This window comes from Rhodoglobus sp. G.S.4 (assembly GCF_056619605.1).
Genome location: NZ_CM152748.1, coordinates 339,098 through 356,598, shown reverse-complemented (window position 1 = coordinate 356,598; position 17,501 = coordinate 339,098). Strand labels below are relative to the sequence as shown.

Here is a 17,501-nt window from a genome sequence, read left to right as displayed (position 1 = left end):
ACTTCGAGCCATGGACGTCGGCGGAATAACCATCAATTTCACTGCAGTAATTGCTGGTGTTCTCATCTTGATCGACTTCACCGTTCGCGTGCTCTCGCTGATCTACGTGCCCCGCAATCGGCGACCGCAAACGGCGATGGCCTGGTTGCTGGCAATCTTCTTCATCCCCTACGTCGGTATCCTGCTCTTCCTCATGTTGGGCAGTCGCAAGTTGCCCAAGGGGCGCCGCGACAAGCAGATTGAGATCAACAAGTTCATCATCGAGACCACTGAGGGCATGGATCAGGTGCGGCGCGATCAGCCGTGGCCGCCCTGGCTTGAGCCTGTCGTCGAACTCAACCGCACCCTTGGCGCAATGCCCCTTGTTGGTGGCAATTCGGCAAAGCTCTACTCCGAATACCAAGAGTCGCTGGATGCCATGACCGCGGCAGTCAACGACGCCACCAATTATGTGCACGTTGAGTTCTACATTCTCAGCCTCGACTCCACGACGGCGCCATTCTTTGATGCGCTTGAAGCGGCCCATATGCGCGGCGTGCGGGTTCGGGTTCTGCTCGATCACATCGCTTCGCTTCGCGCCCCCGGCTATTTCACTACCATCCGCCGTCTCAAAAAAATGGGCGTGCAATGGCACGTGATGCTGCCAGTTCAACCGCTCAAGTGGAAGTTTCAGCGCCCCGACCTGCGCAATCACCGCAAGATCCTCATCGTCGATGGCAAGCTGGCTTTCACCGGTTCACAGAACATGGTGGATGCCACTTACAACAAGCGCGTCAATAAGAAGCGTGGCCTCACCTGGAAAGACCTCATGGTGCGCTTTGAGGGACCCATCGTTGCCGGCATCCACTCACTCTTCATTACCGATTGGTACAGCGAAACTGATGAGCTCCTCGTTCGAGAGAGTGCTCAAACCCCGTCGATCGCCACCAACGCAGACCTCGACGCGCAAGTCGTGCCGAGCGGGCCAGGGTTTGAGGGTGAAAACAATCTGCGCCTCTTCAATTCGTTGCTCTACGCAGCTCAAGAACGTGTCATCATCACGAGCCCCTATTTCGTGCCAGATGACTCGATGCTCTATGCCATTACGACGGCGGCGCAGAGCGGGCTCGATGTGCAGCTCTTCGTTTCAGAAGTTGGAGATCAGGCGCTCGTTTATCACGCGCAACGCAGCTACTACGAGACGTTGCTTCGCGCGGGTGTAAGGATTTGGCTGTTCCCCACCCCGACCGTGCTGCACGCCAAGCACTTCACGATTGACGATCAGGTCGCAGTGATCGGATCAAGCAACATGGACATGCGCTCGTTTAGCCTCAACCTCGAAATTTCGGTCATGGTGCGCGGAGCAGAGTTCATCGAAGACATGCGCGAACTTGAAGCCCAGTATCGAAGCGTCAGCCGAGAACTTACCCTCGACGAGTGGATGAAGCGCCCACGGCGGTCGAAGGTACTCGACAACATCGCGCGCCTTACCGCCGCCGTTCAGTAACACCGCGGCACCGCCAAGCAGCGGCACTGCCAAGCAGGAGCACCACGAGCGGAAACAGGTCGAACTAGTTCGCGTCGGTGGCTTTCGACGCGGCGATCATGTCGTCGCGGTCAACGAGCTTGATGCGCGCCCGACCCTCGGGCTCTCCCAGAGCGATTTCGCGAGCATCCAGCAGCTGCCAGCCCTGCAGGTTGGTGTAGTCGACGTCACGGCTCTTCAGGAGTTCGACGACCGCCTGCTCGTCTGGTTGCTCGGGGCTCCACCAGTTGGCTTGGTCGTTCATGACGTGCTTGATGGTTTCCATCGCGTCTGACTTGGTGTGGCCGATGAGTCCGACGGGGCCGCGCTTGATCCAGCCAGTCGCATAGACGCCGTGAACTGGCTCGTCGTTGTCGTCGATGACTTGACCTTCGCGGTTGGGGATGACTCCGCGGTGGTCATCGAATGGGATGCCGTCGAGTGCCGACCCGAAGTAGCCAACAGCGCGGTAGAGGCTTTGCACCGCGACCTCACGGAACTCGCCGGTGCCGACAACGCCGCCCTGCCCGTCTGGCGTGGTGCGCTCGTAACGGAAACCCTCAACACGGTCGGTGCCAAGCACTTCAACGGGCCCGGCGTAGAAGTGCAAGTGCAGACGACGTGAGGCGTTGCCTTTTTCTTCACTGCGCCACTTCGTGAAAATGCGGTCGAGTACCATGATTTGTTTGTTTGACTCGATGGCCGCTTTCGATGCTTCGTCATAGTCGAAGTCTTCTTCGTAAACAATCAGGTCAACGTCGTCGAGTTCTCCGAGTTCGCGGAGCTCAAGCGGGGTGAACTTTACTTGCATCGGGCCGCGACGCCCAAAGACGTGCACGTCGGTCACTGGACTCGATTTGAGGCCGTCATACACGTTGGCGGGGATCTCGGTCGGCAGTAAGTCATCCGCGTGCTTAGCGAGTATTCTGGCGACGTCGAGGGCGACGTTTCCGTTGCCGATGACCGCGGTCTCTTTCGCATCGAGGGTCCACTCTCGAGAAACATCGGGGTGACCGTCGTACCAGCTGACGAAGTCGGCGGCGCCGTGGCTGCCCGGCAGATCGATTCCGGGAATCGGAAGTGGGGCATCCCGAACAGCACCCGTAGAGAAGATGACAGCGTTGTAGTGCTTCTTGAGGTCGTCAAGTGTGATGTCGCGGCCATAAGTGACGTTGCCGAAGAGGCGAATGTTGCCAGTGTCGAGCACGTCGCGCAGCGCATTGACGATGCCCTTGATGCGCGGATGATCGGGGGCAACACCGTAGCGCACAAGTCCATACGGCGCCGGGAGTTGCTCGAACAGGTCGATGGAGACCTCAAATTGGCGTTCAGCCTTCAGCAGGATGTCTGCCGCATAAATTCCGGCGGGGCCTGCACCAACAATGGCGAGTCTGAGCTTGCTCATGTGCTGTAGTTTCCGTTCATCTCGGTGCGCCCGGGCGCGGGCGAGTGTGGCGTTCTAGTTTGAGCGTTCGACGACGCTGTCGGCAAAGCGCGTCAGGGCCTTCTTTACAGGACCGTCAGGCAAAGGTGCGAGTGCTTCTACTGCTTCGCGGCCCCACCGACGAGCTTCATCCAGAGTCTTCTTCGTCACCGAGTGCTCTCGCAGTTCGGTCACCGCGGAATCGAGTGCAGCATCGTCACCCTCGCCATAGAAGTTTGCGTTGACGTCACGTTCGATTCGAGTGAGCAAGTCAGCGGCTTCTCTATTGGTTATGGCGAGCTCACGAAGGTACAACAGCGGGAGCGTTGCAACTCCACTGCGCAGGTCAGTTCCCGCCTTCTTGCCGGTCTTACCCGTCTCAGCAGAAAGATCGATGACGTCGTCGATGAGCTGAAAAGCGACACCAATCTTTTCGCCAAAGTTACGCACAGGAGCCGTGTACTCCTCAGGAGCATTCGAGAACATCACACCAACTTCGGCAGCGGTAGCAATGAGCGAACCCGTCTTGTCAGCCAGAACCTGAAGGTAATGATCGACAGCGTTCTCTCCCGGCTTCGGGCCAAGCGTCTCATGCAACTGCCCCAGGCAAAGTCGCTCAAAAGTATTCGCCTGCAGCAGGAGCGCTTGCTCGCCCATTCCGGCCACAAGCTTGCTCGCCCGCGCAAACAGGAGATCACCGGTGAGAATAGCAACCGAGTTGCCCCACACGCTTTGGGCGCTCGGCACTCCGCGGCGCAATTGCGCTTCATCCATCACATCGTCGTGATAGAGCGAGGCCAAGTGAGTAATCTCTACTGCCTGAGCCGCCGTAACAACATCGGGATTGTTGCCAGTGCCCAATTGGGCTGTGAGCAGAGTGAGCACAGGACGCACGCGTTTGCCGCCAGCTTCGAGCAAGTAGCGGCTCGTGGCATCCGCAATCTCATCAGCGAATTTCATGTGGGAGAGCAAGCCAGCTTCGACCTGCTCAAGCCCCTCTTCGATGGCGGCAGCAAACCGACGCTCATCGCTCGAGGCGAAGAGCTTCTCTCCCAGGCCCAATGAGGAACTCAGAGTATTGCTGCGGCGAGCAGACGGAACGCTCGGGTTCACTATCAACCGATTTCTTTGGCGAAGCGCTACGGCTTCGGTTTGGCGTTTTTGATGGTCTTGATGGGCCGGGTGGCAAGGTCTTTGCGCTTGGCAACCGACGCGAGAACCGTTTCATCAACAGGTTTGTGGCCGCGGTGCATCGCAACGATGCCCGCGGTGAGGTTGCGGTAGGCAACCCTAGTGAATCCCGCAGCCCGAATCCACTGGCTCAGTTCTCCCTGATCTGGCCATTCGCGAATCGACTCCGCGAGGTAGGTGTACGCCTCAGGGTTGGAACTCGAGCGATCGGCAATGATCGGCATCACTCGGTTCAAGTACGTGAAGTACCCGGCACGGATGATGGCAACGGGTGGCTTAGAGAATTCGGTGATGACGAGACGCCCACCCGGCTTAAGCACGCGGAACATCTCCGAGAGCGCAATGCGGGGATCATTCACGTTACGCAGGCCAAAACTGATCGTCACAGCATCGAATTCGTTATCGCCGAACGGTAGCTTTTCAGCGTCGCCCTGAATGAACTCGATCTTCTTGTGACGCTTGCGCGCCTGTTCGACCATGCCTGTGGAAAAGTCGAGTCCGACAACTCTGGCGCCATTGCGATGCAGCGCCGCCGAGCTAGTGCCGGTGCCTGAAGCAATGTCGAGAATGCGTTCACCCGGCTCTGGCGCAACTGCTCGCACTGTGGCAGCCCGCCAAAGTACTGCGTTTCCGGCCGACAAAACAGTGTTTGTGCGGTCGTAATGTTTTGCGACACCATCGAACATGCCGGCCACGTCGTCCGGTCGCTTATTCATGTCAGCCTTACCCACCCCTTTAGTCTAGGGCGCTCAGAGCGGATGCTCACTTCCTGCGCCTCAACTGACAGGTACTCTGATACTTGTGAGGCACTATTGGGCTCCAGAGCAGCCCGTTCCCGGCACCCAGCGAGACGCAGACGATGACTAACCCGCGCGAACCACTGACAGTTGTTACGCGCCCCAGTGCGGCGATCGGCGACATCCTCGATTGGGTAGCTCCCGACTTTCCCCTCGCCTTCGTTCGTGACGGTGAAGGAATCGTGGGCGTCGGCGAACTCCTACGTCTCGAATTCCGTGGCAAAGACCGATTCACCCAAGCCGCAGAAACCTGGGCTGAGTTATCTCGCACCGCGATTGTTCATGACAGCGTCAAACGGGCAGGCACTGGCCTCGTCGCGCTTGGAAGCTTCGCCTTCGCCGATTCATCGACGGCCACAAGCGTTCTCATCATTCCGCGGATCATCATCGGAAGCCGAGGCGGCATCGAATGGGTCACCTCGATCACCGTTGGAGAAGGCGGAGGGCTTCCCAGCAGCACCGATGTTCTTGCCACGATTCCCAGTACGCCTCACGGAGAACCAGTACGCATCTCGTTCACCCCGGGCGAGACGAGCGCCAAGAGCTTCATCAGCACCGTCAGAGCAGCCCTGCGCGAAATCTCCCAAGGTCACGCAGCCAAGATCGTGATCGCCCGCGACCAGATCGCAACCCTTCCCGCCGCAACAGATCTACGAGTTCCCCTCGAAGCCCTCGCCAAGCGCTATCCAGACACCTTCACCTTCGCCGTCGACGGACTCATCGGCTCCAGCCCAGAAACACTCGTTCGCGTGCACAACGGCACGGTCAGCGCCCGCGTCCTCGCGGGCAGCGCAGCGCGCGGCGACGACCGAATCTCCGATGGGCGAGCCGCAGCGACCCTCTCGGGATCACCCAAAGATCAGAAAGAACATGCGCTCGCGCTTGCCAGCGTCATGGATGCCCTACAGCCGTTGAGCAGCGAACTATTTGCGGCATCCACCCCTTTCGCGCTGCAACTTCCCAACCTGTGGCATCTCGCGACCGACATCGAGGGGCAGCTAACTGAGCAATCGAGTGCACTCGACCTGATCGAGATTCTGCACCCGACAGCCGCAGTGGCTGGCACCCCTACGCCAGACGCGATCCGGATCATCGGCGAACTCGAGAGCTTTGATCGCGGTCGTTATGCCGGCCCGGTCGGCTGGGTCGATTCCCACGGCAACGGTGAATGGGCGGTCGCATTGCGCTGTGCGCAAGTAGATGGTGCCCGCATTACCGCGTATGCCGGAGCAGGCATTGTTGCCGGCTCCGATCCGAAGAAGGAGTTCGCCGAAACGGAACTCAAATTCCGTCCCATCGTTGAGGCATTCGGCTAAACCACGTCAACGACCGCAGCTCGCACGAGAGCTCCTAGCTTGCCGCCAAGCGATCCTTCTCGGCCTCAACGTCGTAGTCAGCGCTTGGCCATTGCGGATCGAGCCGCTCTAGGGCGTCAAGCAACAGCTGTTGCACAGCCAAACGTGCAAACCATTTGTGATTTGCCGGCACGACGTACCACGGTGCGCTTTCCGTCGTCGTGCGCCGGATCGCAATCTCGTACGCCTCCTGATACTCCGACCACAGCAGTCGCTCATCCACATCACCAGGGTTGTACTTCCAATGCTTCTCCGGCCGATCGAGTCGCTCTTGCAGGCGCTCTTTCTGCTCGTCGGCACTGATGTGCAACATGACTTTGATGAGTGTCGTGCCGTTGGCAACAAGTTCGTTTTCAAACTCTTCGATGATCCCGTAACGCTCTTCTACGACCTCCGGGGTGGAGAATCCGCGCACTCGGTGAATCAGTACATCCTCATAGTGCGAGCGATCAAAAACACCGATGTTGCCCGCACTGGGCAATTCATTTCGGATGCGCCACAGAAAGTCGTGAGACTTCTCCTCGTCAGTGGGAGCTTTGAACGCGTGAATCTGCACGCCCTGCGGGTCAACCCCGCCAATGACGTGACGCAGGATTCCGCCCTTGCCCGCCGTATCCATCGCCTGAAGCACCAGAAGCACTCGCCGTTGACCACCGAACTTGCTCTCGGCGAAGAGGCGCTCTTGCAACTCAGCGAGGTGCTCGGCATTCTTTTCGAGCTTCTTTTCTGCATCCTTCTTGTCGCCGTCGAACCCGGGAGTCGAAGATGGGTCGATGCTCGCTAGCTCAAAAACGGGGGAAACAGGCGTGAGTGTGCTCATACGCCCAAGATTACCCGGCACACCGCTAGCGGCTAAGAGGAACCTCGATGATGGTGGGTTCGGGATGCGCGGAGAGAGCCTGATCAAGTTCGCCGCGTGTGGTCGCCGACACGTAGCGCCAGCCGTACGCCACAGCAAGGGCTTCGATCGAAGCATTCTGTTGTGTCAACAACACCCGGTCGAAGCTGTCGCCTGCCTGGCTCGCGACTTCGAGCACATCGAAGATCGTGCCACCGTCGTCGTTGCCAACGATGACCTGGATGCGTGGCCGTGGCTCCCCCATGCCAAACATGAGAGCACCGACATCATGGAAGATTGCGAGATCTCCGAGAAGAACACGCGTAACTCCCTCGTTCCCGGGTTCGGCCTGACTAGCCAGTGCAATGCCGAGAGCCGTAGAAATCGTTCCATCAATTCCGGCAAGCCCACGATTCGCGTGCACAGAGATCTTCTTGCCAGGAACCACGCGGTCCACCTCGCGGATCAGCCGCGACGCCCCAAGAACAAGTCGGTCGTGAGGCCAAGTTGCCCGCCAGACGGCGTCGGCGAGCATCCGCCGGTCGACGGGCGTGCGCACGATCGCAAGCTCTGACTTGGCATGGGTTCGAGCATCCGCATCAATATCGGGAGCGATGCTTTCGGTCTCGAGAAGCTGACGGCTCGAGGTGACCCAACGGCCGAGCCAAGCCCTGTCGGTAGCTTCGCCAGAGACAGAGACCTCGTCGACGAAGAGTCGAACACAACGACCGGGATTGTAGTCATCGGCAGACGGATGCCGCACCACAATGGTCTGAACTCCGGCACGCTGAATCAGCGCCGGAATCTCGCGACTCAACGTCGGGTGCCCAAAGACGATAACGCGCGCCACTCGGTCACCGAAGTTGGCGGTGTTGAGTAGCTCGCGGTAGGCGACAACAAGGTTGGGGCCGAAGTGCGCTCCACTGGAAACTTCAGCGATGAGGGGCGCGCCTAGTTCGCGGGCAACCTGCTCAGCTCGTGGGCCAGCACCGGTTCCGGCGATCACGACAGTCGCTGGGGCCGGGCTGAGTGCTGCTGTCGTTGGGGCGCCGGGTGATCGCTGCGTAGTCGTTTCCACGACGGGATCGAGGTCGCTGAAGAGGTCAGGAAAAACAGGTTCGCGGGTGCTGGCAGGCTCTGGCGCTACGGCATCATCACTGGGATACCAGGTGAAGGGTGCCGAGAGCGGTTCATCGAAGGAGAGGTTGAGATGCACGGGGCCATTAACGGCGGCGACAGCATCGCGCGCGAGTTGTGTCGCAGCATCCATCTCGCCTGCGGCACCGGTCGGTGCTTCGACATCCCACGTGTGGTGCACGGCGCTACCGAAAATACCCGGTTGTTGCGTCGTCTGGTTGGAGCCAATGCCCCGCAGAGAATCGGGGCGGTCAGCACTAATAATGATGAGCGGGACCGCAGAGTGGTGCGCCTCAAGAACGGCGGGGTGCAGGTTGGCGACCGCCGTGCCTGACGTCGTTACCACGAGCACGGGGGCACCAGTTTCGACAGCAAGCCCCAGTGCAAGAAAAGCACCGACACGTTCATCAATGCGCACGCGTAAGCGCAGTAGTCCCTGTTTCTCGAATTCGGCGGCAGCAAGCGCAATCGCCTGCGAGCGCGAACCAGGGCTCAGTACGATGTCTCGAACGCCGAGACGAACGAACTCTTCGAGAAGGGCTACCGAGAAATTAGTGGCCGGAGAGTTAGTTGGTCTTATCGTCATCGTCGAGATCTGCTAGTTCCTGTTCGAGGCGGCGGATGCGTTCATCTTGTTCTTCTTTGAGGCGCATGTTGCGCAAGAAATCGGGATCGTCGTCTGGCGCTAGCGTGCGGGTGCGGCCAGCGGTTGCACTACGTGCCTTGCCGAGCATGAACCACAACACGACTCCGATAACGGGAAGAAGTGCGATCACGAGAATCCACAACACCTTGGGCATTGCGCGAACGCGACTGCGATCGGTAAGGATTACATCGACAATTGCGAACACGTCCACCGCGACGAGCGCGAAAGCAAGAACTACCAGTAGACGAGGCATATGCCCATTCTACGCTCGCAGGCTGCGTGCGGGATGCGAGCCTAGACTGTTGGCGTGAAACCTTGGATCATCTACTCACTCTTGCGGCTCGGAATCTTCGCGGCAGTCTTTGCGCTGCTGATGGTCGCGAGCGTCGATTGGTGGCTCTCGGCCCTCATCGCCGCGATCCTCGGATTCACGATCTCGTATATCTTCTTTGGCAAGCTTCGCGATGCCGTTGCCCTCGATATTGTGGCGCGACGCGCTGGCCCAAGCCACGACCCCGACCGCGATGCTGAAGATGCCGCAGCAGACCTCGGTGCCGAGAGCAGCGGTCTAGAAAGCGATCGCTGAGGCTAGTCCCAACCCGAACAGCAACGCGGTGAGCCCGGTGAGGCGCAGTGCCAGTATCAATTCGGATGCCGTCTTTGCTGTCAGCACGATGACGCAGGCTGGCAGCGCGACGAGCAGCACGAAGTACACCAGATAGGCGTTGACGTAGAGCAGCGTGTAGATGCCCAGGATGCCGAACGGCACGAGCATCGCCACAACGTAGAAGATGCGCGATGGCATGTTGCCGATGAGCACGGCGAGGGTGCGCTTGCCCGCGATTTTGTCTTGGTCAATGTCTCGGATGTTGTTGACCATCAGAGTGGCAACGGCGAACAGACCGACGGCGACGGCCGCCAACCACGACTCAAGTGTCACAGTGTCTGCGAGCACGTAGGTGGTTCCTGCCGTGGCAACAAGCCCGAAGAAGATGAAGACGAATACTTCACCGAGACCGAGGTAGCCGTAGGGTCGTTTTCCGCCGGTGTAGAAGTAGGCGGCGAGAATCGCGAGGGCTCCGACAGCGAGAAGCCACCAGTGTTCGCTGCGAATCACGATGATGAGTCCGGCGATTGCAGCAATACCGAACCAGACGAACGCGACCGTGATGACGGCACGGGGGCGTGCAGCGCCGGAGCCGGTGAGGCGTCGAGGCCCTACGCGGTTCTTGTCGGTTCCGCGAACACCGTCGGAGTAATCGTTGGCGAAGTTCACGCCAATCTGGAGCGAAACGGCAACGATCAGGCACAGCAGTGCCCGCAGCCAGTGCCAGCCGGCACCATCCTCTTCGTGGGGCAAAACGTAGGCGGCTGCTGTTCCGAGCGCTACGGGTGCGAACGCGAGCGGCAACGTTTGCAGTCGTGCGCCGCCAATCCAGTCGCGTGCGGTTGCCTTGGCAATTTTGGGCGCTTTTGGCGGGCGACCGCCGGGGCGACCGCTCGTGTTTTTCGCCGATTTGGAGCTCGATTTCGGCGCGACGGTCTTCGGGTCGATGCGTTGCTGTTTAGGAGAGGCCACGGTGGGATTCTACTTAAGCACGACTGACGCTAAGGCCAGCCGGTCGGGTTTTCCCGTTGCGAGCATCGGAATCTCATCGATAAGCATCACCCGGGCTGGCGCCGCTGCCGCTGAAAGTTGCGCGGCAACTGACTGTCGCAGGGCATCCAGATCAATTGCTGTCGTCGTTATGACCACTGGCGATTCGCCCCATTCCGGATGCGGTGCGGCAACCACAACGGCTGCACTCTGACCCGGCAACGCGCGAACGGCAGTCTCGACCTCGGTGAGCGATACTTTCACTCCCCCGGAAATGATCATGTCGTCAGCGCGGCCACGAACTCGCAGCACTCCGTTGACAATTTCGCCGACATCATCGGTGCGATACCAGCGGATGCCGTCGTGCACCCGGAACGAGAATGCGCTGCGGCGAGGATCGTCAAGATAGCCATCGGCAAGCATGGGGCCAGCAAGTTCAATGCGATCATCCACCAGCCTCATTTGTGCGGTGGGCAACGGAACGCCGTCCCACACACAACCACCGCTGGTTTCGCTTGAGCCGTAGGTTGTTGTCACTGCGAGACCGTGAGCACGGGCTGCGGTGAGCAACGAGATCGGAGTTGACTGGCCACCAACCAAAATCCGCTGGAAGCTCGCGAGGGCCGCAATGGCTTCTTCTGATTCGAGCAGTCGCGCCAACTGCACGGGAACGAGGGAGGTGAATCGGCGCTGGGCGGTGAGTTCAGCGGCGGCAGCCACAAAAGCTTCGGCAGAGAATCCTGTTGGCTTCATCATCACCGGCACGGTTCCCGCAAAGTGCGAACGCGCAAGAACATTGATTCCTGCGATGTAGTGAGCTGGCACGGCAAGCAGCCACTGTCCAGGGCCGCCAAGTAGGCCATCGGATGCCTCAGCACTCGCCTTCAGCGCGGCAGCACTGAGCATCACGCGCTTGGGTCGGCCGGTCGATCCGCTTGTCTCTACGACGACCGCAACGTTCTCGGGCACTGTCTCTGGCAGTCCAGAGGGGGAGGCAGGGTGCGGCAGAATCGCAGCCCCCGTTCCTTCGAGTGCTGGCACTAGGGCAGCCCACACTTTGCGGGGGTCGCGCGCATCAATTGACCAGAGTTCTCGTGTCACGGTGTTGTCTCCAGGGTGTCGTTGCTGTGCTCCCGTGCGTCTTCGCTCGAGTGCGTCGGGTCGCAGAGTCGGCGTTGACTCGGCTGTTGTGCGTCGTTAGTACTGCCAGGGGAATGGCGACCAGTCGGGGGCTCGCTTTTCCAAGAACGAGTCACGGCCTTCGACGGCTTCATCCGTTCCGTAGGCCAATCGGGTGGCTTCTCCCGCAAAAACTTGTTGGCCGACGAGTCCGTCGTCAACAGCGTTGAGGGCGAATTTCACCATTCTGATGGCGGTGGGCGACTTGGTCATGATCGTTTGTGCCCATTCGTAGGCGGTCGCTTCAAGCTCGGCGTGCGGCACTGCGGCGTTGATCGCTCCCGCATCGAGGGCACGTTGAGCGTCGTACTCGCGGGCCAAGAAGAAGACTTCTCTGGCAAACTTTTGGCCGACCTGGCGGGCGAAGTATGCACTGCCGTAGCCGGCGTCGAACGAGCCGACGTCGACATCCGTCTGCTTGAAGCGGGCATGTTCGGCGCTGGCAATGGTGAGGTCGCAGACGACGTGAAGTGAGTGGCCTCCTCCGGCAGCCCAGCCGGGAACAACGGCGATAACCACCTTCGGCATGAAGCGGATGAGGCGCTGCACTTCGAGAATGTGGAGGCGGCCTGCGGCGGCTCGGCGCTTTCCTGCCGCGGCAGCAGCATCCTCCTCAGAAACCTCTCCAGCGGCGGCGGGGTTCGTTGCCCCCTCTTGACCCTCGTACTCATAGCCCGCGCGACCACGAATGCGCTGGTCGCCGCCGGAACAGAACGCCCAGCCGCCATCTTTTTCGCTTGGTCCATTGCCGGTGAGCAGCACGACGCCGATGCGCGGATTCTGACGCACGTCATCGAGCGTTTGGTAGAGCTCATCGACGGTGTGCGGGCGGAATGCGTTGCGCACCTCTGGGCGATCGAAGGCGATACGCGCGATCGTTCCCGTCACATCGTGGTGATAGGTGATATCCGTAAGGTCATCGAATCCAGCGACTGATCGCCACAACTTTTCGTCAAAAATTTCTGAAACCAGCGCCATGGCTCCACCCTAGCTACCGAAGAAGCGAAATACCGTGAGAAGTGCGAGCGGATTGGCGAGGATGGCCATGGCGAGCCCAAAGGCTGCCCAACGACGCTGGTAACCAAGAATGAGGCTGATAACCGCGGTAATGATGCCAAAGATCGACACGATGATCGTGCTGTAGCTGAGCCAGGTTCCGGCGACAAGGCTGCCTTGGATGCTCATGACCATTGCGACGATGAGGAGTACGAGAGTGGCAAGCCCTAATGCGGCGGCGACGAAACCAAGCCAGGTTGGGCGTTTGGGCCGCACCAGATAGCTGTCGTCAACGTTGTCTGGCTCGGGAGGTTCGCTCGAAATTTCGGGTTCTTCTTCAACAACGCCCACGACGTAATACGGCACAACTTTGGTCGCGATGCGCTCGATATCTCCCGGATTAGTCACGCAATTACCCTAACCGACGCGAGAACTTGTCAGACTAGAGACATGTTCCCCACAGTGAACGAAATTCTCGACACCGCACGTGTGGTGTCCCTTCCGATGACTTCGCGTTTTCGCGGTATCGATCAGCGTGAAGCGCTGCTCTTTCGCGGGCCCCAGGGTTGGGCCGAGTTCTCCCCGTTCGTGGAGTACGACGACGCGGAGGCGAGCACGTGGCTCTTGGCCGCGATTGATTACGCGTGGAATGAGACTCCGCCGCTGCTCCGCGACCATATTTTTGTCAATGCGACGGTTCCCGCGGTTGACGCGGAACTGGTCGAAGCGGTTCTCGAGCGCTTCGACGGCTGCCGAACTGCCAAGGTGAAGGTCGCCGAACCGGGGCACACGCTCGCGGATGATGTGGCACGCGTAGCCGAAGTGCGTCGCGTGATGGGACCAGAAGGTCGCATTCGCATCGACGCGAATGGGGCGTGGACGGTCGATGAGGCTGAGCGTGCTGTTCATGCACTCGCAAAGTTCGACCTTGAGTATGTGGAACAGCCCTGCGCGTCTGTTGAGGAGCTCGGCGAGTTGCGCGGCCGCATCGCCTACATGGGAATCCCGGTGGCTGCGGATGAGAGTGTGCGCAAAGCTGAAGATCCACTTGCGGTGGCTCGTGCCGGTGCCGCCGACTTGCTTGTCGTCAAGGCGCAGCCTTCTGGAGGCATTTCTCGCGCACTCAGCGTCGCTTCAGAAGCCGGACTCCCCATTGTGGTTTCTAGCGCCCTCGAAACGTCAGTGGGGCTCGCGATGGGAGCCCATCTGGCAGCCGCGCTTGACACCCTTGAATACGACTGCGGTCTCGCTACGGCATCCCTGTTGGCGGCAGATGTCACGTCGTCACCATTGCGTGCCCGGGCCGGTCGCATTGAAGTGCGACGCGTGGATGCCGAGGAGGCACTCCTTACCCGCTGGGCTGCCAACCCCGAGCGTACTCAGTGGTGGATGTCGCGGCTCGAGCGCTGCTACGCACTAGGTAAAAACTACTCACAGTAGCGATCGGAGTGCTCACTATGCTTGGCACGGTCAGCCCACCGCCGAGGAGCAAAAATGAGTACAGAGTCGCGTCGGATGCTCGCGATTGTCGCCCTGAGCCTGATGAGTATCGGCGCGGTGAGTGCGTGCACAGCGCCAGAAGCAGCCACGACGGACACCGAGACTGAAGAGGAAGCCAGCGTCGCTGCGCCTGTCGAAGAGGAGTCAGCGAGTGCTCCAGCGTGTCTAATCGGTGACTGGTACATCGAACAGGACCAGATGCAGGCGTTTTATTCGGCTGTGAGCGAGTCGAACGACAATGTCGACATTTCTGTTGAGGGCGGCACGGGGCTCTCCTTTTCTGACACTGGCTATGTCTACACCCCAGAGTTCGCCATCCTCGTGCAGGTTGCGGGGGCTGATGGCACTGGCAGCATTACCGGAAACGTGACCGGTGACTACACGGCTACGGAAACGGAAATCAGCACGTCGCATGACGTCAGCGCCGTCGCGGTGTCGGTGACAGTCTCGGGGATCACGATGGACGGAACCGATTTGTTCGGCGAGTTCCTTTCGAGCGCGCCCATCAATTCTGCACCGTACGAGTGCGGTGACGACGGGCCGATCATCCAATTCGATACGGGCGACGGAAATCCGCGCGTGCCGATCACTCTCACCCCGGCCAGCTAGCTCGGGGTCACCAGAGCCCCAAGGCTCTCACACTAGCTAACGCTGGGGTGCTGCTCGGTGCGGCCCCAGCGTTATTACTTCGCTCCATCGAGCGAGGCGGTGCGCCTACAGACCTGAGTAGGCGTGCAGGCCTTTGAAGAACAGGTTGACGATCGTGAAGTTGAAGACGATCGCAGTGAAGCCAACAATGGCGAGCCAAGCTGAACGTGAGCCACGCCATCCTCGAGTCGCTCTCGCGTGAATGTAACCCGCGTAGATGGTCCAGATGATGAAGGTCCAGACCTCTTTGGTGTCCCAGCCCCAGTAACGACCCCATGCACGCTCGGCCCACACAGCGCCGGCAATGAGAGTAAACGTCCACATGACGAAGCCGACAACAGTGAGCCGGTACGCCAACGTTTCGAGACGATCTGCCGCTGGAAGAGTGTCGAGGAACCGCAACTTGAGCGCCTTGCCCGCTTCACGACGAGCCTGCATGAGCTGAACGATCGAGAGACCAGCAGCGAGCGCAAATACGCCGGTGCTCAAGCTGGCAACGAAGACGTGGATGACCAACCAGGCCGATTGCAATGCTGGCGGCAGTGGCACGACATCCACATAGAAGCTTGAGGTTCCCACGCCGAGTGCAATCAGCGAGAAGCCGGTGATGAATGAGCCCAAGAAGCGGAGGTCTTGCCAGAACTGCACCAACAGGAAAACGCCGACGATGAGGGCAGTAGCGGTGAGGGTGAACTCAAACATGTTGGCCCACGGCACCCGGTTGGCGGCAACGCCACGGAACACCACAGCACCAACGTGCAGCACCCACGCAATAACGGTGAGTGCCATGGCGAGGCGCAGATACTTGGGCGATGCGGGTCGGGCAGCTTCACTGCCTGATCGTGGGGCATCGTCGCGGGTCAGCGTCGCTGTGCCGCCACCAGTTGCGAAAGCTTTCGACGCTGCCATGACGCCAACACGGCTGGCGGAGGTTGAAGTCAGCCCGGTCGCCGCCGCTGCAGAAGCATCGCTCGACTCTGCCGAGCGGCGTGCCAAATCGACAGCGAACATTACGAACGCGAGGGTATAGATCGCCATCGCTGAATAAACCGCAATCAGCGAATACGACACGAAGGTCTCAGTCACGAATCCACCCTAACCGTCAGTTGCTGAGAATGTTTCTCCGCAAATTCTGTCACCGACGACTCAAGGTTGGGATCGTCTCCCCGCGCCAGAGCCGCATATTCAATTGTTGTCGTGCCGGAGGCGTCGGTTGTGGCGGAAACCCACATGCGGCGACGCGGAATAAACAGGCTTGTTACGAGGCCAGCGATTACCAGAATGGCAAAGATCAGCACCGGCAATTGCGAAGGATCGTGGTGCACGTCGAGGGACGCAAAGCGGGGGATGCTCGCGAGTTCTACGCTGCCAAGCCCGTTGGGCAGCTCTGCCCGATCTCCCGGAGTCAGGCGAAGGGTTTCTGCGTCTGAGGTTCGTCCAGCAATCTGATCAAGAGAGTCAGTATTGAGCGCGTAAGCGTTGGTTCCCTGCCCGTTGTCGAGCCCCAGATCGCCCTGGTACACCTCGAGGGTGAGCGTGGGGGCAACGAGGTCGGGATACACCGAGACAAGAGCGCCCGAGCTGAGCGTGCCGGTCGTTGGGTAAAGGAAGCCGAGCATTCCGATCTGCTGATCGAGGCCATCCGGAATCTTGATCACGCACGTGCTGCCCAGGTTGGCGTCAAAGGGAAGGCACGCAGTGGGCTGAGACCAGACCACTACGTCGTCGGCATCTCGCACGGTGAGCACTGGCGCATAGCCGTTGCCGAGAAGATAGATGTTTGTTCCACCAACGTTCAATGGCTCATTGACTTTGATCCGTGCCGTTTCGGAGCTTTGCCCGCGCATCGTGGTTGTCACATTCGCTGTGAAGTCGATTGCCTGCCCGAGCGCGTCACGATTCGTCTGCTCGTAGACAGGCTCGAAGGAGTCCAGTGCCACGCTGAAAGGCTCGAGTGCTTCATCCGTGAAGAAGCGACCGGGGTTGAACGAGTCGTAGCTCGCGAGCGAATTGCTGAACGCATAGCCCTCAACAACGACGCGCTGACCCGTGTAACCGAAGCCGCCACCGAGTCCAACCGCAAGAAGCACTCCGACGAGAGCGGAATGGAAGACAAGGTTGCCGGTCTCACGCAGGTAACCCCGTTCGGCACTGACCGAATCGCCATAGAGTTCTGTGCGGTAGCGCTGCGAGCGCAAGAGGCGCCGAGCGGACTCGACGACGGTAGCCGCATCCGCATCAGTCGTGCGCGTCGTAAAGCCCTCAAGGCGTGAAAGGCGCGCCGGTGTCTTGGGCGGTCGTGCACGAAGCGCATCGAAGTGGTGCTTCGTTCGCGGCAGCACACAGCCAATTAGCGAGATGAACAGCAGTAGGTAGATCGCCGAGAACCACACCGAGGTGTAGGTGGTGAAGACCTGAAAGAAATCGAGAATCGCCGCGGTGTCTGGGTAGTTACGGCGATAGGCAATAACTCCGTTTGGGTCAGAGCTAACCTGAGGCACGAGCGAACCCGGTATCGCCGCAACCGCAAGTAGCAAGAGCAAGAACAGTGCGGTGCGCATGCTCGTGAGCTGTCGCCAAAAGAAGCGCGCATAGCCGCTGGGCCCCAGCCGGGGCTGCTGAATTTTGCTCTGCTGCGGATCTGGCGCATCCATGTGGTCACTGGGACGCGTTGCGTCACCACCGGTCAC

Annotated in this window: 17 protein-coding genes; 5 read left to right on the top strand and 12 right to left on the bottom strand. The window is 59.8% G+C overall.

Annotated features, from left to right (window positions below; all coding sequences use genetic code 11):
- Positions 1-10 precede the first annotated feature (10 nt).
- Positions 11-1,486 carry a cardiolipin synthase gene (gene cls / locus AC061P_RS01725; RefSeq protein WP_449648437.1) on the top strand — a complete coding sequence of 492 codons (1,476 nt, stop codon included), beginning with the start codon at positions 11-13 and terminating at the stop codon, positions 1,484-1,486.
- 64 nt (positions 1,487-1,550) lie between these two features.
- Here the strand turns inward: cls and AC061P_RS01720 are convergent, their stop codons facing one another.
- From AC061P_RS01720 to ubiE, 3 genes are read right to left on the bottom strand one after another with little or no spacing between them, the layout of a single operon-like run.
- The gene (locus tag AC061P_RS01720) at positions 1,551-2,909 is read right to left on the bottom strand and encodes an FAD-dependent oxidoreductase (RefSeq protein ID WP_449648438.1); all 1,359 of its coding nucleotides are present in this window, start codon (positions 2,907-2,909) and stop codon (positions 1,551-1,553) included.
- A gap of 54 nt (positions 2,910-2,963) precedes the next feature.
- Positions 2,964-4,040, bottom strand: coding sequence for a polyprenyl synthetase family protein (locus AC061P_RS01715; protein WP_449648439.1), 1,077 nt, complete (start codon positions 4,038-4,040; stop codon positions 2,964-2,966).
- A gap of 26 nt (positions 4,041-4,066) precedes the next feature.
- Positions 4,067-4,849, bottom strand: a complete 783-nt coding sequence (gene ubiE / locus AC061P_RS01710; protein WP_480391645.1) for a bifunctional demethylmenaquinone methyltransferase/2-methoxy-6-polyprenyl-1,4-benzoquinol methylase UbiE — start codon at positions 4,847-4,849, stop codon at positions 4,067-4,069.
- A 128-nt stretch (positions 4,850-4,977) separates the two neighbouring features.
- Here ubiE and AC061P_RS01705 point away from each other — a divergent pair, with 128 nt between their 5' ends.
- On the top strand, positions 4,978-6,231 hold the full coding sequence (locus AC061P_RS01705) for an isochorismate synthase (RefSeq protein WP_480391644.1): 1,254 nt from the start codon (positions 4,978-4,980) through the stop codon (positions 6,229-6,231).
- A gap of 34 nt (positions 6,232-6,265) precedes the next feature.
- Here AC061P_RS01705 and AC061P_RS01700 read toward each other — a convergent pair whose 3' ends face one another.
- Genes AC061P_RS01700 through AC061P_RS01690 form a run of 3 tightly spaced genes read right to left on the bottom strand, consistent with a single transcriptional unit; the run spans position 6,266 to position 9,144 of the window.
- A complete protein-coding gene (locus AC061P_RS01700) occupies positions 6,266-7,090 on the bottom strand; it encodes a polyphosphate kinase 2 family protein (RefSeq protein ID WP_449648442.1) in 825 nt (274 codons plus the stop codon).
- Positions 7,091-7,115: 25 nt separating this feature from the next.
- Positions 7,116-8,831, bottom strand: coding sequence for a 2-succinyl-5-enolpyruvyl-6-hydroxy-3-cyclohexene-1-carboxylic-acid synthase (gene menD / locus AC061P_RS01695; protein ID WP_449648443.1), 1,716 nt, complete (start codon positions 8,829-8,831; stop codon positions 7,116-7,118).
- Positions 8,812-9,144: a PLD nuclease N-terminal domain-containing protein gene (locus AC061P_RS01690; protein WP_480391643.1), complete on the bottom strand. Its 333-nt coding sequence runs from the start codon at positions 9,142-9,144 to the stop codon at positions 8,812-8,814. The genes menD and AC061P_RS01690 overlap by 20 nt, the downstream gene beginning before the upstream one ends.
- Positions 9,145-9,198: 54 nt before the next feature.
- Here AC061P_RS01690 and AC061P_RS01685 point away from each other — a divergent pair, with 54 nt between their 5' ends.
- Positions 9,199-9,477 carry a DUF4229 domain-containing protein gene (locus AC061P_RS01685; RefSeq protein ID WP_449648445.1) on the top strand — a complete coding sequence of 93 codons (279 nt, stop codon included), beginning with the start codon at positions 9,199-9,201 and terminating at the stop codon, positions 9,475-9,477.
- Here AC061P_RS01685 and AC061P_RS01680 read toward each other — a convergent pair.
- The 4 genes from AC061P_RS01680 to AC061P_RS01665 form a co-directional block, all read right to left on the bottom strand.
- Positions 9,460-10,470, bottom strand: a complete 1,011-nt coding sequence (locus AC061P_RS01680; protein WP_449648446.1) for a 1,4-dihydroxy-2-naphthoate polyprenyltransferase — start codon at positions 10,468-10,470, stop codon at positions 9,460-9,462. The two genes, AC061P_RS01685 and AC061P_RS01680, sit on opposite strands and share 18 nt — an antisense overlap.
- A gap of 9 nt (positions 10,471-10,479) precedes the next feature.
- On the bottom strand, positions 10,480-11,589 hold the full coding sequence (locus AC061P_RS01675; RefSeq protein ID WP_480391642.1) for an AMP-binding protein: 1,110 nt from the start codon (positions 11,587-11,589) through the stop codon (positions 10,480-10,482).
- 96 nt (positions 11,590-11,685) lie between these two features.
- The gene (locus AC061P_RS01670) at positions 11,686-12,645 is read right to left on the bottom strand and encodes a 1,4-dihydroxy-2-naphthoyl-CoA synthase (protein WP_449648448.1); all 960 of its coding nucleotides are present in this window, start codon (positions 12,643-12,645) and stop codon (positions 11,686-11,688) included.
- A 9-nt stretch (positions 12,646-12,654) separates the two neighbouring features.
- Positions 12,655-13,071 (bottom strand): 1,4-dihydroxy-6-naphthoate synthase, encoded by a 417-nt coding sequence (locus tag AC061P_RS01665; RefSeq protein WP_449648449.1) that lies wholly within the window; start codon positions 13,069-13,071, stop codon positions 12,655-12,657.
- Positions 13,072-13,113: 42 nt separating this feature from the next.
- On the opposite strand from AC061P_RS01665, the gene AC061P_RS01660 reads away from it, so the two are divergent.
- Positions 13,114-14,103 (top strand): o-succinylbenzoate synthase, encoded by a 990-nt coding sequence (locus tag AC061P_RS01660; protein WP_449648450.1) that lies wholly within the window; start codon positions 13,114-13,116, stop codon positions 14,101-14,103.
- Positions 14,104-14,157: 54 nt separating this feature from the next.
- Positions 14,158-14,772 (top strand): hypothetical protein, encoded by a 615-nt coding sequence (locus AC061P_RS01655; protein WP_480391641.1) that lies wholly within the window; start codon positions 14,158-14,160, stop codon positions 14,770-14,772.
- Positions 14,773-14,877: 105 nt separating this feature from the next.
- Here AC061P_RS01655 and ccsB read toward each other — a convergent pair whose 3' ends face one another.
- Both ccsB and resB read right to left on the bottom strand, forming a co-directional pair.
- Complete coding sequence (gene ccsB / locus AC061P_RS01650; RefSeq protein ID WP_449648452.1) at positions 14,878-15,897, bottom strand: c-type cytochrome biogenesis protein CcsB; 1,020 nt, start codon at positions 15,895-15,897, stop codon at positions 14,878-14,880.
- Positions 15,894-17,501 carry a cytochrome c biogenesis protein ResB gene (resB, locus tag AC061P_RS01645; RefSeq protein WP_480391640.1) on the bottom strand — a complete coding sequence of 536 codons (1,608 nt, stop codon included), beginning with the start codon at positions 17,499-17,501 and terminating at the stop codon, positions 15,894-15,896. The genes ccsB and resB overlap by 4 nt, the downstream gene beginning before the upstream one ends.

Excerpts from the sequence above, each read along its gene's own strand:
- AC061P_RS01700 (WP_449648442.1), bottom strand. The coding sequence starts at position 7,090 with ATGAGCACACTCACGCCTGTTTCCCCCGTTTTTGAGCTAGCGAGCATC.
- AC061P_RS01720 (WP_449648438.1), bottom strand. The coding sequence starts at position 2,909 with ATGAGCAAGCTCAGACTCGCCATTGTTGGTGCAGGCCCCGCCGGAATT.
- AC061P_RS01655 (WP_480391641.1), top strand. The coding sequence starts at position 14,158 with ATGAGTACAGAGTCGCGTCGGATGCTCGCGATTGTCGCCCTGAGCCTG.
- menD (WP_449648443.1), bottom strand. The coding sequence starts at position 8,831 with ATGACGATAAGACCAACTAACTCTCCGGCCACTAATTTCTCGGTAGCC.
- AC061P_RS01660 (WP_449648450.1), top strand. The coding sequence starts at position 13,114 with ATGTTCCCCACAGTGAACGAAATTCTCGACACCGCACGTGTGGTGTCC.
- AC061P_RS01705 (WP_480391644.1), top strand. The coding sequence starts at position 4,978 with ATGACTAACCCGCGCGAACCACTGACAGTTGTTACGCGCCCCAGTGCG.
- AC061P_RS01690 (WP_480391643.1), bottom strand. The coding sequence starts at position 9,144 with ATGCCTCGTCTACTGGTAGTTCTTGCTTTCGCGCTCGTCGCGGTGGAC.
- AC061P_RS01670 (WP_449648448.1), bottom strand. The coding sequence starts at position 12,645 with ATGGCGCTGGTTTCAGAAATTTTTGACGAAAAGTTGTGGCGATCAGTC.
- cls (WP_449648437.1), top strand. The coding sequence starts at position 11 with ATGGACGTCGGCGGAATAACCATCAATTTCACTGCAGTAATTGCTGGT.